Below are 12,723 nucleotides of genomic sequence, written 5' to 3'. Positions count from 1 at the left end.
CGCGGCCTAGACAAGGAGCCGTCATGTCCAGCCAGGCCTCGATGCTCAAGCCTGTGTTGTGGGAGCGCCTGTTCGAACGCGAAAGCGCGCCCAACCTCAGCCTGCAGGGCTGCGTGCGCCAGATGCTGGTGTCCGCCATCCTCAGCGGCCACCTGCCGCCGGGCACGCCGGTGCCGTCCAGCCGGCATCTGGCCGACCAGCTGCGCATCGCGCGCAACACTGTCGTGTTCGCCTACCAGCAACTGGTGAGCGAGGGTTATCTGGTGTCGCGCGAACGCAGCGGCCACTTCGTCAGCGACACAGTCATGCGCGGCCATTCCGGTCCGGCTTCCGACGCCCCGCCCGCCGACGGCGGCGAGCCGGACGTGCGCTGGGACGAAAGGCTGCGCTTCCGCCCGTCCCGGCAACGCAACATCACCAAGCCGCGCGACTGGCAGAAGCAGCCCTATCCCTTTGTCTACGCCCAGTTCGACCAGGACCTGTTCCCCACCGCGGAATGGCGCGAATGCTGCATCAAGGCGCTGTCGGTGCTGGACATCCGCAGCTGGGCGCCGGACCTGATCACCCACGACGACCCCGCGCTGATCGAGCAGATCCGCACCCAGGTGCTGCCCCGGCGCGGCGTCTGGGCCGACGCCGAGGAAATCGTCATCACCGTGGGTGCGCAGCATGCGCTTTACCTGCTGGCCGATCTGCTGGTCAACGAGGACACCGTGGTCGGCATGGAAGACCCCGGCTATCCCGACGCCCGCAACATCTTCGCCAGCCACACGCGCAACCTGCTGCCGCTGCCGGTGGACGAACAAGGGCTGTGCACCGGCACCCATCTGCTGGGCTGCGACTACATCTTCGTCACGCCGGGGCACCAGTGCCCCACCACGGTCACGCTATCGCCGGAGCGCCGCCAGAACCTGCTGACGCTGGCGCGCCAGGCCGACAGCCTGATCATCGAGGACGACTTCGAAAGCGAAAGCCGCTGGGGCGAAGGCGCGATTCCCGCCTTGAAGAGCCTGGACCGCGACGGCCGCGTGATCTACGTGGGCAGCCTGGCCAAGTCCTTCGCGCCCGGCCTGCGCATCGGCTACATCGTGGCGCCACGCGAACTCACCGCGGAACTGCGCGCCCTGCGCCGGCTCATGCTGCGCCACCCTTCGGCCTACATCCAGCGGGCGTTTTCGCTGTTCATTTCGCTGGGGCACCACCATTCGCTGCTGCGCAGGCAATCGCAGGCCTACCAGGAGCGCGGCACCGAACTGGCCCGCGCGCTGGCGCGGCACCTGCCCGATTTCAAGGTCATACCCATTACCGGATCCTCGTCCTGCTGGCTGCAAGGCCCGCCCTGGCTCAACGCCTGCGAGCTATCCGAGGCCGCGCTGGCCGAGGGCGTGGTGGTGGAGCCCGGCGACGTCTTCTTCATGAACGGAGCCGACGCGCCGCGCAACTTCCTGCGGGTCGGCTTCACATCGATCCGGCCGGAACACATCGAGCCGGGGATTGCCCGGCTGGCCAAGGTGGTCGACCGCTACCGCGGCCGCGCCGCGGACGGCAAGCAGGCCCCGCAGGGCCCGGACTTGCACGCGCTAGAGCACTTCGTCTCTTAGGTAGTACCAGCGGTACAGCAGGCCCTGGCCCAGCCTGCGGAACGGCGCGAACATATGCCCCGGCAAGGGCGAGTCGTAGATCGGCAGGTCCCAGGCCACGCCGTCCTTGCCCATCATGCGTTGCGCCAGGCGCTTGCCCGCGTGGGCCGAGAACGCCACGCCATTGCCCCCGTAGCCGAAGGCGTAATAGACCGGCTGCGCCGGGTCGGGCTGGGTCACGCGCGGCATCATGTCGTGGCTCACGTCCACCCAGCCCCACCAGGAATAGTCCACGTCCACGCCCGCCAGCGTGGGGAACTTGCGCGCCAGCCCTTCGCGCAGCAGAGCCAGATGGCGCGGATGCTGCGCGTCGGCGCCGCGCAGCGCGCTGCGGCTGCCGATCTGCATGCGGCCGTCGGGCAGCAGGCGGTAATAGAAGCGCAGGGTTCGCGTGTCGGTGATGAACACCGTGCTTTTGAGGCCCGCTGCATCGCGTTCCGCCGGCGTCAGCACCCGCGTCACCAGCGAGTTCGACAGCACCGGCATGATGCGGTTGTCCAGCAAACGGTTGACGCCCTGCGCGGTATAGCCGCCAGTGGCGAACGCCACGCGCCGCGCGCGCACGTAGCCGTTGGGAGTCTGCAGCCGCACGCCGCCATTCTCGGCGCGCCAGCCCAGCACCGGGCTGCCCGGATGGATGCGCACGCCCAGGGCCCGCGCCTGCCGCATATAGCCATAGGCGAGCTTCAACGGATGCACGCCTACGCCATCCGGCTCGTGCATCGCGCCCACCGCCTCGCGGTCGTACACGTAGCGTTCGCGCAGTTCCTCCCGGCTCAACATCCGGGCGTCATAGCCGAACACCTCGCGCATCACGCGGGCTTCGTTTTCCAGGAACGCCATCTTCTTCTGGCGGTGCGCCGTGTACAGATGGCCGCCAGGTTGCGCGTCGCAATCCACCTGGGCCACCAGGCTCTTCCAATATTCGAATCCTTCGCGGATCTCGGCGTCCAGGCGCTTGGCGGTCGCCAGGCCCCAGCGCGCTATCCATTGCGAACGGTACAGGCGTCCGGACGCATTCTGTCCCTGTCCGCCGTTGCGGCTGGTGCAGCCCCACACCGCGCGATTGGCCTCGAGCACCACGGCCTTCACGCCGAAGTCGCGCGCCAGCGTCAACGCCGCCGACAGCCCGGTAAAGCCCGAGCCCACGATCACCACGTCGGCGTCGATATCGCCGTTGACAGGGCCGTCATCCTCGGGCGGTTCACCGGCGGTCGCGACCCAGTAGGTGGGCGCGTAGTCCTGCCCGCGGCCGGGCGGGGACACCAGCGGATCGTAGGCCGGGTTGTAGGCGCTGATCGCCGTCCGGCCAGCGGGGGCCGGACCTACAGGTTGGAAGGACATTTGAGTATCCATGCTGCGTTCCGGTTGCTGGATGCGGGTGCGTGTTCAACCGCGGGCCGGCAATACCGGGCGCTGCTTGCGGTAGGCGTTCTTCACGCGGATCTTGCCGTCCCGGAAGGTGAAGACGTCCACCATGTCCGCCTCCACGCGGGAGCCGTCGGCGGCGGTGCCGGTAAAGGTCGATTGGGACACGCCGCGGTCGCCTGCGACCCAATGCGTGCCGTTCTGCCACTGCGCATCGGGGAAATTCGCCCAGGCCGCCGCGAAGGCCGCCCGCACCGCCTCGCGGCCTTCGTGCCGCGCGCCCCATCGCTCGGGGCCGGCCACGGTCTCGAACACGCAGTCGTCGCTCATGAAGGACATCAAGGCGTCGATATCGTGGCGGTTCCAGGCCGCCGCGAATTCGGCCAGCATGTCCGCGGTGACGGTCTTCTGCATTGCATACCTCCGGTAGACGCGGGCGCAACACGCGCCAGCATTCAGGACCAAAGGTAAGTGAGCCCCCAGGCAGGGTCTAGAACCAGAAACGGGAAATCGCTTGCACCAGAAGCGACATCGGGTGGCAGGCCGCGCAATACGCAACCGGCCACCCGGTTGGGCGTCCCGCCGTGTTGCGGACGGCGCCGGCTACAGCGTCATCCCGCCATCGGCAGTCAAACTGGCCCCCGTCATGTATCCCGATTCGGCGCCGGCAAGCCATGCCACCAGCGACGCGATTTCATCGGCGCTGCCGGCGCGCTGCAACGGGATCAGCGGAACGACCGCATCAAGATGGTTGACCGTCATATCGGTCTGGATCGGCCCGGGCTGCACGTTGTTGATGGTGATGCCGCGGGGTGCAAGATCGATCGCGATGCCTTTGACCATCGTCGCCACCGCCGCCTTCGTCATCGCATAGACGCTCACGGCCGGCCCGCCGATGCGCGCGGCCAAATTGCTGCCGATGGTAACGATGCGGCCGCCGCGCGCAAGGTGCGCAGCGCCGGCCTGGATCGCCAGGAACACGCCGCGCACATTGACGGCCAGCATCTGGTCGAGATCCGCCACGCTCACGTCGGCCACCCCGCCCAACTTCAGGATGCCGGCGTTGACCACCACGATGTCGAGCCGTCCGAAATGCTCGGCCGCGCGCGCGGCGGCCAGGCGAATCGCCTCCGAGTTCGCGCTGTCGGCATGAATGGCCAGCGCCCTCGCCCCGCCCGCTTCGATCGCGGCGGCGGTCTCGCGCGCGCGCTCCGGCGCGGAAACATAGGTGAACGCCACGTCCGCGCCGTCGGCCGCCAGCCGCCGGACAATGGCGGCGCCGATGCCGCGCGAGCCGCCGAATACGATTGCGGCCTTGCGCAAGCCCCCGGAAATGCCTGTCATGATTCGCTCCTTGTAAGCCGATAGGTCAGTAAGCAGCCGGGAGAAGGGCCGGCTATCGAACCGGCGAATTCTCCCGTTTGCCTCGAATCGGTCAACAAGGAAAAAATTGACAAGCAATCCAATAAATCTATACCTATCTACGCCCGCCCCTCACGCCGCCGCCGGCGCCAGCCAGGCGTCGACGTCCGCGGGATCAACGGCGCCGCGCATGCCGATCAGCACCAGCGACGGCTCGTCCAGATCCTCGGGCGGCCTGGCCTGCGTGTCGTAGCGCACGCGCCGGCCCGCCAGTTGCACCAGCACCAGGCCGTGGCGATCGGTGCGCACCCAGCCCTTTGCCCGCAGCAGCTGCCTGGGCGCGTCGCGCAACCGGCTGGCGAGCCGGTCGGCGTCCAGCAGCGCGGGCGCGCGCCACAGCCAGCTCTGGAATGGATGGTCGGGGTCGTCGGGCATCGCGGCGTGGACGTGTCCCGCATGGTTGCAAGCGCCGCTGGCGCATGCCTGCGCAAGGCCGCAAGACCCGCCTTCGCCCAGCAGATGGCGCAGGTCCACGCGCCCTTCGCGCGTCTCGACCATCGCGGCCCCGCGTGTCGCCGCTTGCAGCCATGAACGCAACGACGCCAGTTCGGCGGCGGACGCCAGATCGGTCTTGTTCAACACCAGCAGATCCGCAGCCTTGAGCTGGCGTTCCACGGTATCGGCCAGCAAGGGATCCGCCGCCAGCGTGCGCACGTTCGCGGCATCTGCCAGCACCACCACGCCCTCAAGCTGCAGCATGGGATCCGACATGCCGACCTGCGCGATGCGGCCCGGATCCGACACGCCGCTGGCCTCGATCACGATCCATTCCGGCAAGGGGTCCAGCGCCAGCACGCGCGCCAGGGCATCGTCCAGGCCGCCCGCCACGGAACAGCAGACGCAGCCGTTGGCCAGCCTGATCACCTGGTCGCTGCGCTGCGCGATCAGCCCGGCATCGATATCGACCGGGCCGAAGTCATTGACCAGGACCGCCGCGCGGCGCTGGCTGCGGGACAACACATGATTGAGCAAGCTGGTCTTGCCCGCGCCCAGGAATCCGCCCACCACGGTCAGCGCAATTCGCGGTGCGCCATGGGCCGCCATCTCAGGCTTCCCGCAGTGGCAAGGGTCTGCCGCCGATCACGGTGCCCAGTACGCGCACGTCCTTCAGCTTCTCGGGCGCCACCTCCAGCGGATCGTCCTGCAGCACGCAGAAGTCCGCATGCTTGCCGACCTCGATGGAGCCGACGAGATGGTCCAGGTGCAAGGTGTAGGCCGCGCCCAGCGTGACCGCATGCAAGGCCTGCTCCACACCGATGCGTTCGGACTCCCCCAGCACCTTGCCCGACGAAGTCTGGCGGTTCACGGCGCACCAGGCCGTGAATAGCGGTCCCAGCGGCGTGATGGGCGCATCCGAATGGATGGAGAACGGCACGCCGGCGCTCGCCGCCGAGGCGCAGGCGTCCATGCGCCTGGCGCGATCCGGCCCCATGGTCAGGGCGTGATGGGCGTCGCCCCAGTAGAAGATGTGGTTGGCAAAGAGATTGGCGCACATGCCCAGGCTGGCCATGCGCCGGAACTGGGCCGCGTCGGCCATCTGGCAATGCTGCAAGGTATGGCGGTGATCGCGCCGCGGGCTGCGGCGCAAGGCGCGATCCACCGCGTCGATCGCAAGCTCGGTGGCTTCGTCGCCATTGGTGTGTATGTGCAGTTGCACGCCGGCGTCGTGGTAGGTCTGGACCATTGCGTCCAGCTCGGCCGGCGCGATCACCCAGATGCCGTTGGGCGCGCCGTTGTAGTAGCCGGGCCAGCGCAACCGGGCGGTAAAGCCCTGGATCGAACCGTCCACCACCAGCTTGACCATGCCCAGATGCAGCTTGTCGTTGTTCAGGCGCCGGGCCTCGGCCAGCTTGGCCAGGCAGCGCTGCGGATCGCCCGCGTAGGTCAGCGCGGACGCGGCCGGCACGATGCGCACGGGATAGTCCGGTTCGGCGGTGATGCGGGCCAGCGTCGCCAGGCCCTCGTCGCCCAGTTCATTGACCAGGTCCGTGGCCGTGGTGACGCCCGCCCACTGCGCCACCTTGCCGAACATGCGCAGGCCCTCTTCCGATACGCCCACGGTGCGGAATGGACTGCCGATCAGGCGCATGACGGGGAACATCGCGGCGAATTCGCAGAGTTCGCCGCTGGGCCGTCCGTCTTCCATGCGCGTCACGCCCTCGATGTCGGTATCGCGGTCTATGCCGGCGCGCGCCAGCATGGGCGTGTTCACGTTCATCAGGTGCATGCTGGCATGCATGACCACCACGGGCCGCTCGGCGGACACCGCGTCCAGGTCCTGCACGCGCATGCGCGCGCCTTCGAAGAAGATCGGGTCGAAGCCCCAGCCTATCAGCGTCTCGCCGGCCGCCAGGACGCGTTCGGCCTCGCGCAGCCGCGCGGCCACCGCATCGAAACTCTTCAAGCCTTCCCACAGCCTGCCATCGGGTCCGCGCCGGTCGTAGAAGCCCACGTACACGAACTTCCACATGCCGCCTTCCGGCAGATGGCAATGCCCTTCGACCAGGCCTGGCATGAGCACCCTGTCCGCATAGCGCTCGTCGAGGTCGGCCGGCCCCCAGCCCGCCAGTTCCTCGCGGCTGCCCACGCCCAGGATGCGGCCCTCGCGCACCGCCACGTGCGTGGCGCGGGGCTGCATCGGGTTCATGGTCAGGATGCTGCGCGCGGCATAGATCGTGGTTCGGGCGCGGGTGTCGGTCATCTGTCTGTCCTTCTATCGGAGGGTGGGCTCATCCCTGCAGCGGCGACGCCAGGACGCCATCGCGGGATTCGACGAAATGGCAGGCCACGCGGTGGCCCGGCGCGACTTCCCGCAAGCCGGGTTCGCGCGTGGTACAGAGCGGCTGCGCGGCCGGGCAGCGTCCGGCAAAACGGCAGCCCGGCGGCGGATCGACCGGACTGGGCGGATCGCCCGCCAGCCGCACGCGGCGCGCGGCCAGCTCGCGCCCTCCCTTCACGGTCGGCACCGCCGACATCAAGGCGACGCTGTAGGGATGCAGCGGCCGCGTGAAGAAGGCGTTGCGGGTGGCCTGCTCGATGATCTTGCCCAGGTACATGACAGCGATGTCGTCGCAGATGTGCTCCACCACCGCCATGTCGTGCGAGATGAACAGGAACGACTGGCCCTGCTCGCGTTGAATGCGCCGCAGCAGGTTCAGGATCTGCGCGCGGATGGCGATATCCAGCGCGGACACCGGTTCGTCGCAGACGATCAGGTCCGGCGCACTGGCCAGCGCCCGCGCCACGTTCAGCCGCTGCCGCTGGCCGCCGGAAAACTGGTGCGGAAACAGTTGCCGCTGCTCCGGGCGCAGGCCCACAAGTTCGAACATGCGGGCCACGCGCGCCTCGCGTCCGCCGGGCGGATCGATGCCCATCAGGTCCAGCGGCGCACGCACGATGTCGCCCGCCCGCTGGCGCGGATTGAGCGAGGAATACGGATCCTGGAACACCAGCTGCACGCGGCGGCGCATGCGGCGCAGGGCGGAGCCGTTCAGCGCCGTCATGTCCGTACCGTCGAAGTGGATGGAGCCCGCGGTCGGGTCCGCCAGCCGCAGCACGGACAAGGCCGTGGTGGTCTTGCCCGAACCGGACTCGCCCACGATCGCCAGCGTGCGGCCGCGCTGCAGCTCGAAGGACACGCCGTCCACGGCCTTCACGACCACCGGCTTGCCGTCGCGGCCACGCCCGCCGATGGGAAAATGCACGGCAAGATCGCGCACGGACAGCAAGGCGGAAGATTGCGGTGACGTCATTGCGCGGTCTCCGGATACAGCCAACAGGCGACTTCCTGCCCCTCGCCTACACGGGTCAGGGGCGGAAACGCGTCGCGGCAGCGCGCCATGGCCTGCCCGCAACGTTCCATGAAGGGGCAGCCCGCGCCGCGCTCCCAGATCGAGGGCACCACGCCGGGAATCTCCGGCAGGTCCGGGCGCACGTCGTCGGGCTCGCGGTCCAGCTCCGGCAGACAGGCGATCAGCCCCTGGGTGTAGGGATGGCGGGGCTGCGCCAGGATCTCGCGCACGCCGCCCTGCTCCACCACCCGTCCGCCGTACATGACCACGACCCGGTCGGCCATCTCCGACACCGCGCCCATGTCATGCGTGATCAGCAGCACCGCGGTGCCGCGCCGCGCCTGCTGTTCGCGCAGCAGGTCGAAGATCTGCGCCTGAACCGTCACGTCCAGCGCCGTGGTCGGCTCGTCGGCGATCAGCACATCCGGATCGCAGGCCAGCGCGATGGCGATCATCACGCGCTGCCGCATGCCGCCGGACATCTGGTGCGGATAATCGTCCACGCGCCGCTCCGGCAAGGGGATGCCCACCGACTTCAGCATTTCGATGGCGCGCTCGCGCGCCTGGCTCTTGCTCAGGCCCTGATGCAGCCGCAGGGGCTCCGCGATCTGGTCGCCGACCGTATACACGGGATTCAGCGCCGTCATGGGCTCCTGGAAGATCATGGAGATCTTGTTGCCGCGCACCTGGCGCATGGCCTCCTCGTCGCGGCCGGCCAGGTCGTCGCCGCGCAGGCGCACGCAGCCCCCGCCGATGCGCCCCGGCGCTGGTATCAGCCGCATGATGGCCAGCGCCGTCATGCTCTTGCCGCAGCCGGACTCGCCCACCAGGCACAGGGTTTCGCCGGGGTTCAAGTCGAAGCTCACCGCGCTCAGCACCTCGGCGACACGGCCGCGCGACTGGAACTCGAGGCTCAGGCTGTCGACCTCCAGCACGGGCGCCTGCAGCGCGGCGTTCATGCCCGCCCCCGCGAGTTCGGGTTGAGCGCGTCGTTCAACCCGTCGCCGATCAGGCTGACGGCCAGCACGGTCACGAAGATGGCGGCGCCCGGCAGGGTCACCGCCCACCACGCGGTCAGGATGTAGGGGCGATTGCTGCCTATCATCAAGCCCCAGCTCATGATGTTGGGGTCGCCCAGCCCCAGGAACGACAGGCCGGCCTCGAACAGGATCGCCGTGCCTATTGCCAGCGTCGCCGACACGATCAGCGGCGCCAGCGCGTTGGGCAGGATCACGCGCCAGATGATGCGCGCGTCGCCCGCGCCTATCACCCTCTCGGCCAGCACGTACTCGCGGCGCTTGAGGCGCAGGAACTCGCCGCGCGCCAGCCGCGCCGTGCCCGGCCAGCTGACCACGCCGATGGCGATGGCGATGGTCGCCAGCGACGGCGAAAACAGCGTCACCAGCACCATGGCGAACAGCAGGGTCGGCAGCACCTGGAAGAATTCGGTGATGCGCATCAGGGTTTCGTCGATCCAGCCGCCGTAGTAGCCCGCCAGCGCGCCGACCGTCAGCCCGATGGCCATGGACAGCACGGCCGCCACCACGCCGACCAGCAAGGTGGCTCGGCCTCCATAGACCATGCCGGTCAATACGTCCCGTCCAAGGTAGTCGGTGCCCAGCAGCGCGTCCGCGCCCGGCGGCGTCATGGGAGCGCCGGCGATCTCGAAGGGATCCGCCTCCATGATCATGGGCCCAAAGAGCGTCACGGCCAGAATGGCGGCCAGCAGCAGCACGCCAGCCAGCGCCGCGGGATTGCGCGCGAATACCCGCAAGGCCTCGTACGACGGACGGGCCGGCGGCCGCGCCGCCTGGCCTTGCATGGCGGCGATGGATACGGCGGGAGGAGTCTGGCTCATGAGGTCTTGATCCTGGGATCGATCAGGCGATAGGCCAGATCGGTAAGCTGATTCATCACGACCACCAGCAGCGAGGCGAACAGCAGGATGCCCAGCAGCGTGGGATAGTCGCGCCTGAGCACGGAGTCGAACGCCAGCCGGCCCAGCCCGGGCCAGTTGAAGACCGTCTCGACCAGGATCGCGCCGGCCAGCACGTTGCCGAACTGCAGGCCCAGCATGGTCACCACCGGCAGCACGCCGTTGCGCAGCGCGTGCTTGTAGAGCACGGAGCGTTCCGGCAAGCCCTTGGCGCGCGCGGTGCGGATGTAGTCGGCCGACAGCGCCTCCATGACGCTGGCGCGCGCCAGCCGGCTGTACTGCGCGAGGTAGACGAAGGCCAGGGTGAAGGCCGGCAGCACCAGGTGATGCAGCACGTCCAGCACACCCGCCCAGCCGTCCTGCGGCCCGCCGGCGGAACGCATGTCCGACACCGGGAAGATCGGCAGCGCCGAGGCGAACAGGATGATAAGGATGATGCCCGTCCAGAACACCGGCGCGGAGTAGCCCACCACCGACAACAGCGTGATGCCTTGCGACAGCGGCCCATTGGGCTTGCGCGCGGCCAGCGTGCCCAGCAGCGTGCCGGCCAGGAACGCGCTCAGCACCGAGGTCACCACCAGCAGCAGCGTGGCAGGCACGCGGTCCCAGATCAGCTGCGCCACCGGCACGTTGAAGAAATAGGAATAGCCCAGGTCGCCCCGCAGCACCTGCATCAGGTAGATGCCCAGTTGCGTCAGGAAGGGCTTATCCAGCCCGTACTGCGCGCGCAGCTGCGCACGCAGTTCTTCGCTGATGCCGCCCATGGAGCCCGCGATGGTCTCGACCGGATCGCCCGGCGAGATGTGGATCAGCAGGAAATTCAGCGTCACCACGGCCAGCAGCAGCACCAGCGCATAGGCAAGGCGGCGCAAGAGATAGCGCGTCATGGCGGCTCCACCCTACTGCAGGTAGGTGTCGTCCATGGGCGATATGACGCCCCAGATGCCGTCCGGCAGGCCGTGCACCTTCTTCAGCGACAGGGTGTGGTACGGAATGACCGTGAGGAAGTCGATGGGCACGTCGGCCGTGACCAGGCGCTGGAATTCGGCGTACAGCGCGCGGCGCTTGTCCGCGTCGGTTTCGGTCCCGGCCTGTTCCAGCAGTTCGTCCACCTTGGGGTTGGAATAGGACTGCGTGTTGGTCCAGATGATGTCGCGGATATTGCTGGACAGGTAGGTGCGGTGCACGCCGATCACCGGATCGCCCCAGTTGAAGACGATGTCCGTGGTCATGTCGAAATCCTTGCCGGCGATGCGCTTGGCCCAGGTCGGGAAATCAGGCGAGGCGCGAACCTGCACCGCGATGCCGACCTTCTTCAACTGGCTGCGCAGGTATTCCGCCACGTTCTTGCCCTGCACGTCGGAACCCGGCATGTAGTCCACCGTCAGCGACAGGCGTTCGCCCTTGGCGTCCTTCTTGTAGCCTGCCTCTTCCAGCAGTTGCTCGGATTTCTTCAGGTCCAGCGGATACTTCGCCACGTCCTGCGTGGCAAACGGGCTGGTGCCGATGATAGGCCCGTCGGCGGGCTTGGCGAAGCCCGCGTTCAGCGCCTTGGTGATGAAGCCCTTGTCGGTGGCATAGGCGATGGCCTGCCGCACCCGCACGTCGTTCAAGGGCTTGCGCGCCGTATTGAAAGCCAGCCAGCTCAGGGCGCCTATGCCCTCATAGCCCTTGCTGGTCATGACGATGGCGGAATTTTCCTTGGCGCGCCGCAGGATGGTGGGCTCGGTCATGAAGGGCAACACGCCGATGTCGCCGCGCTCCAACCCGATCAGCAGATTGGTGGCGTCGGGATTGATCTTCACCACGATCCGGTCCAGGTAGGGCTTGCCGGGCAGGAAGAACTTGTCGAACTTCTCCAGCACGATTTCCTGGCCCGGCTTGAATTCCTTGAACTTGAACGGACCCGATCCGACCACGTCGGCCGAGTTGCGCGGATGGCTCTTGAGGTCCTGTCCATCGTCGTAGATGTGCTTGGGCAGCACCGGCATCAGGGCCGGCGACAGCGCCAGCAGGATGGCCGGATGGGGCTTGCTCATGCGCAGCACCACGGTGTAGGGATCCGGCGTGTCCACGGCCTCGACAGGCGCGAACATGGTCTGGAACGGATGGTTCTTCTTGACCGCCATGACCGAGAACGCCACGTCGGCCGAAGTCACTGGCTTGCCGTCATGGAATACCGCATCTTTGCGCAGATGCAGGGTCAGCGACTTGCCGTCCGGCGCCAGTTCCCAGGACTGCGCCAGATAGGGATGCGGCTTCCATTCGGCGTCGTAGCGCAGCAGGCTGGCGAACAGCTGCGTGCTGGGCAAGGCGGTTGCGATGCCCGACTGCACCGCGCCGTTCAGGTGCCGCGGCACCTGCGTCGACCCTATCACCAACGTACCGCCGGACTTGGGCGCGTCCGCAGCCATGGCCCCGCCCGCAAGGGCCAACGCCGTCAGTATCGTGGTCAGGCATTTTTTTGCGCTGCGCATGTTCTACCCCTTGATGTCCAGTGTCACGAGCCATTCATCGGATGGCCTTGGGGCTAGCGTATCCAGCCTGCTGGTCCAGGCTTAGTACC

The 12,723-nt window shown here is 67.9% G+C and carries 11 protein-coding genes; 1 reads left to right on the top strand and 10 read right to left on the bottom strand.

Annotated elements, in window-relative coordinates; genetic code table 11:
• Positions 1-23 precede the first annotated feature (23 nt).
• Positions 24-1,601, top strand: coding sequence for a PLP-dependent aminotransferase family protein (locus IB259_RS03515; protein WP_192327527.1), 1,578 nt, complete (start codon positions 24-26; stop codon positions 1,599-1,601).
• Here the strand turns inward: IB259_RS03515 and IB259_RS03510 are convergent.
• The 10 genes from IB259_RS03510 to IB259_RS03465 all read right to left on the bottom strand — a co-directional run bounded on the left by IB259_RS03510 (position 1,581) and on the right by IB259_RS03465 (position 12,634).
• Positions 1,581-2,984, bottom strand: a complete 1,404-nt coding sequence (locus tag IB259_RS03510) for an FAD-binding oxidoreductase (protein WP_199728321.1) — start codon at positions 2,982-2,984, stop codon at positions 1,581-1,583. The two genes, IB259_RS03515 and IB259_RS03510, sit on opposite strands and share 21 nt — an antisense overlap.
• 45 nt (positions 2,985-3,029) lie before the next feature.
• The gene (locus tag IB259_RS03505) at positions 3,030-3,422 is read right to left on the bottom strand and encodes a nuclear transport factor 2 family protein (RefSeq protein ID WP_119451107.1); all 393 of its coding nucleotides are present in this window, start codon (positions 3,420-3,422) and stop codon (positions 3,030-3,032) included.
• Between the two features lie 189 nt (positions 3,423-3,611).
• Positions 3,612-4,352, bottom strand: a complete 741-nt coding sequence (locus tag IB259_RS03500) for an SDR family oxidoreductase (protein ID WP_175163750.1) — start codon at positions 4,350-4,352, stop codon at positions 3,612-3,614.
• 150 nt (positions 4,353-4,502) lie between these two features.
• A complete protein-coding gene (locus IB259_RS03495; RefSeq protein WP_192327524.1) occupies positions 4,503-5,474 on the bottom strand; it encodes a GTP-binding protein in 972 nt (323 codons plus the stop codon).
• Position 5,475: 1 nt separating this feature from the next.
• The gene (locus IB259_RS03490) at positions 5,476-7,131 is read right to left on the bottom strand and encodes an amidohydrolase (protein ID WP_192327521.1); all 1,656 of its coding nucleotides are present in this window, start codon (positions 7,129-7,131) and stop codon (positions 5,476-5,478) included.
• 28 nt (positions 7,132-7,159) lie between these two features.
• Positions 7,160-8,182, bottom strand: coding sequence for an ABC transporter ATP-binding protein (locus IB259_RS03485; RefSeq protein WP_054456790.1), 1,023 nt, complete (start codon positions 8,180-8,182; stop codon positions 7,160-7,162).
• On the bottom strand, positions 8,179-9,180 hold the full coding sequence (locus IB259_RS03480) for an ABC transporter ATP-binding protein (RefSeq protein WP_054456789.1): 1,002 nt from the start codon (positions 9,178-9,180) through the stop codon (positions 8,179-8,181). Before IB259_RS03480 ends, IB259_RS03485 begins: the two co-directional genes overlap by 4 nt.
• On the bottom strand, positions 9,177-10,079 hold the full coding sequence (locus tag IB259_RS03475; protein ID WP_119451104.1) for an ABC transporter permease: 903 nt from the start codon (positions 10,077-10,079) through the stop codon (positions 9,177-9,179). Before IB259_RS03475 ends, IB259_RS03480 begins: the two co-directional genes overlap by 4 nt.
• Positions 10,076-11,044 (bottom strand): ABC transporter permease, encoded by a 969-nt coding sequence (locus IB259_RS03470; protein ID WP_054456787.1) that lies wholly within the window; start codon positions 11,042-11,044, stop codon positions 10,076-10,078. Before IB259_RS03470 ends, IB259_RS03475 begins: the two co-directional genes overlap by 4 nt.
• Before the next feature lie 12 nt (positions 11,045-11,056).
• The gene (locus IB259_RS03465; RefSeq protein ID WP_054456786.1) at positions 11,057-12,634 is read right to left on the bottom strand and encodes an ABC transporter substrate-binding protein; all 1,578 of its coding nucleotides are present in this window, start codon (positions 12,632-12,634) and stop codon (positions 11,057-11,059) included.
• Positions 12,635-12,723: the final 89 nt, after the last annotated feature.

Source organism: Achromobacter sp. ACM04 (assembly GCF_014851465.1).
GTDB lineage: Bacteria > Pseudomonadota > Gammaproteobacteria > Burkholderiales > Burkholderiaceae_B > Achromobacter > Achromobacter aegrifaciens.
This window is presented reverse-complemented; position numbering and strand designations above follow the sequence as displayed.

What these genes read in the sequence shown, in the direction of transcription:
- IB259_RS03515 (WP_192327527.1), top strand. Translation starts at nt 24, where the DNA reads ATGTCCAGCCAGGCCTCGATGCTCAAGCCTGTGTTGTGGGAGCGCCTG.
- IB259_RS03510 (WP_199728321.1), bottom strand. Translation starts at nt 2,984, where the DNA reads ATGTCCTTCCAACCTGTAGGTCCGGCCCCCGCTGGCCGGACGGCGATC.
- IB259_RS03505 (WP_119451107.1), bottom strand. Translation starts at nt 3,422, where the DNA reads ATGCAGAAGACCGTCACCGCGGACATGCTGGCCGAATTCGCGGCGGCC.
- IB259_RS03500 (WP_175163750.1), bottom strand. Translation starts at nt 4,352, where the DNA reads ATGACAGGCATTTCCGGGGGCTTGCGCAAGGCCGCAATCGTATTCGGC.
- IB259_RS03495 (WP_192327524.1), bottom strand. Translation starts at nt 5,474, where the DNA reads ATGGCGGCCCATGGCGCACCGCGAATTGCGCTGACCGTGGTGGGCGGA.
- IB259_RS03490 (WP_192327521.1), bottom strand. Translation starts at nt 7,131, where the DNA reads ATGACCGACACCCGCGCCCGAACCACGATCTATGCCGCGCGCAGCATC.
- IB259_RS03485 (WP_054456790.1), bottom strand. Translation starts at nt 8,182, where the DNA reads ATGACGTCACCGCAATCTTCCGCCTTGCTGTCCGTGCGCGATCTTGCC.
- IB259_RS03480 (WP_054456789.1), bottom strand. Translation starts at nt 9,180, where the DNA reads ATGAACGCCGCGCTGCAGGCGCCCGTGCTGGAGGTCGACAGCCTGAGC.
- IB259_RS03475 (WP_119451104.1), bottom strand. Translation starts at nt 10,079, where the DNA reads ATGAGCCAGACTCCTCCCGCCGTATCCATCGCCGCCATGCAAGGCCAG.
- IB259_RS03470 (WP_054456787.1), bottom strand. Translation starts at nt 11,044, where the DNA reads ATGACGCGCTATCTCTTGCGCCGCCTTGCCTATGCGCTGGTGCTGCTG.
- IB259_RS03465 (WP_054456786.1), bottom strand. Translation starts at nt 12,634, where the DNA reads ATGCGCAGCGCAAAAAAATGCCTGACCACGATACTGACGGCGTTGGCC.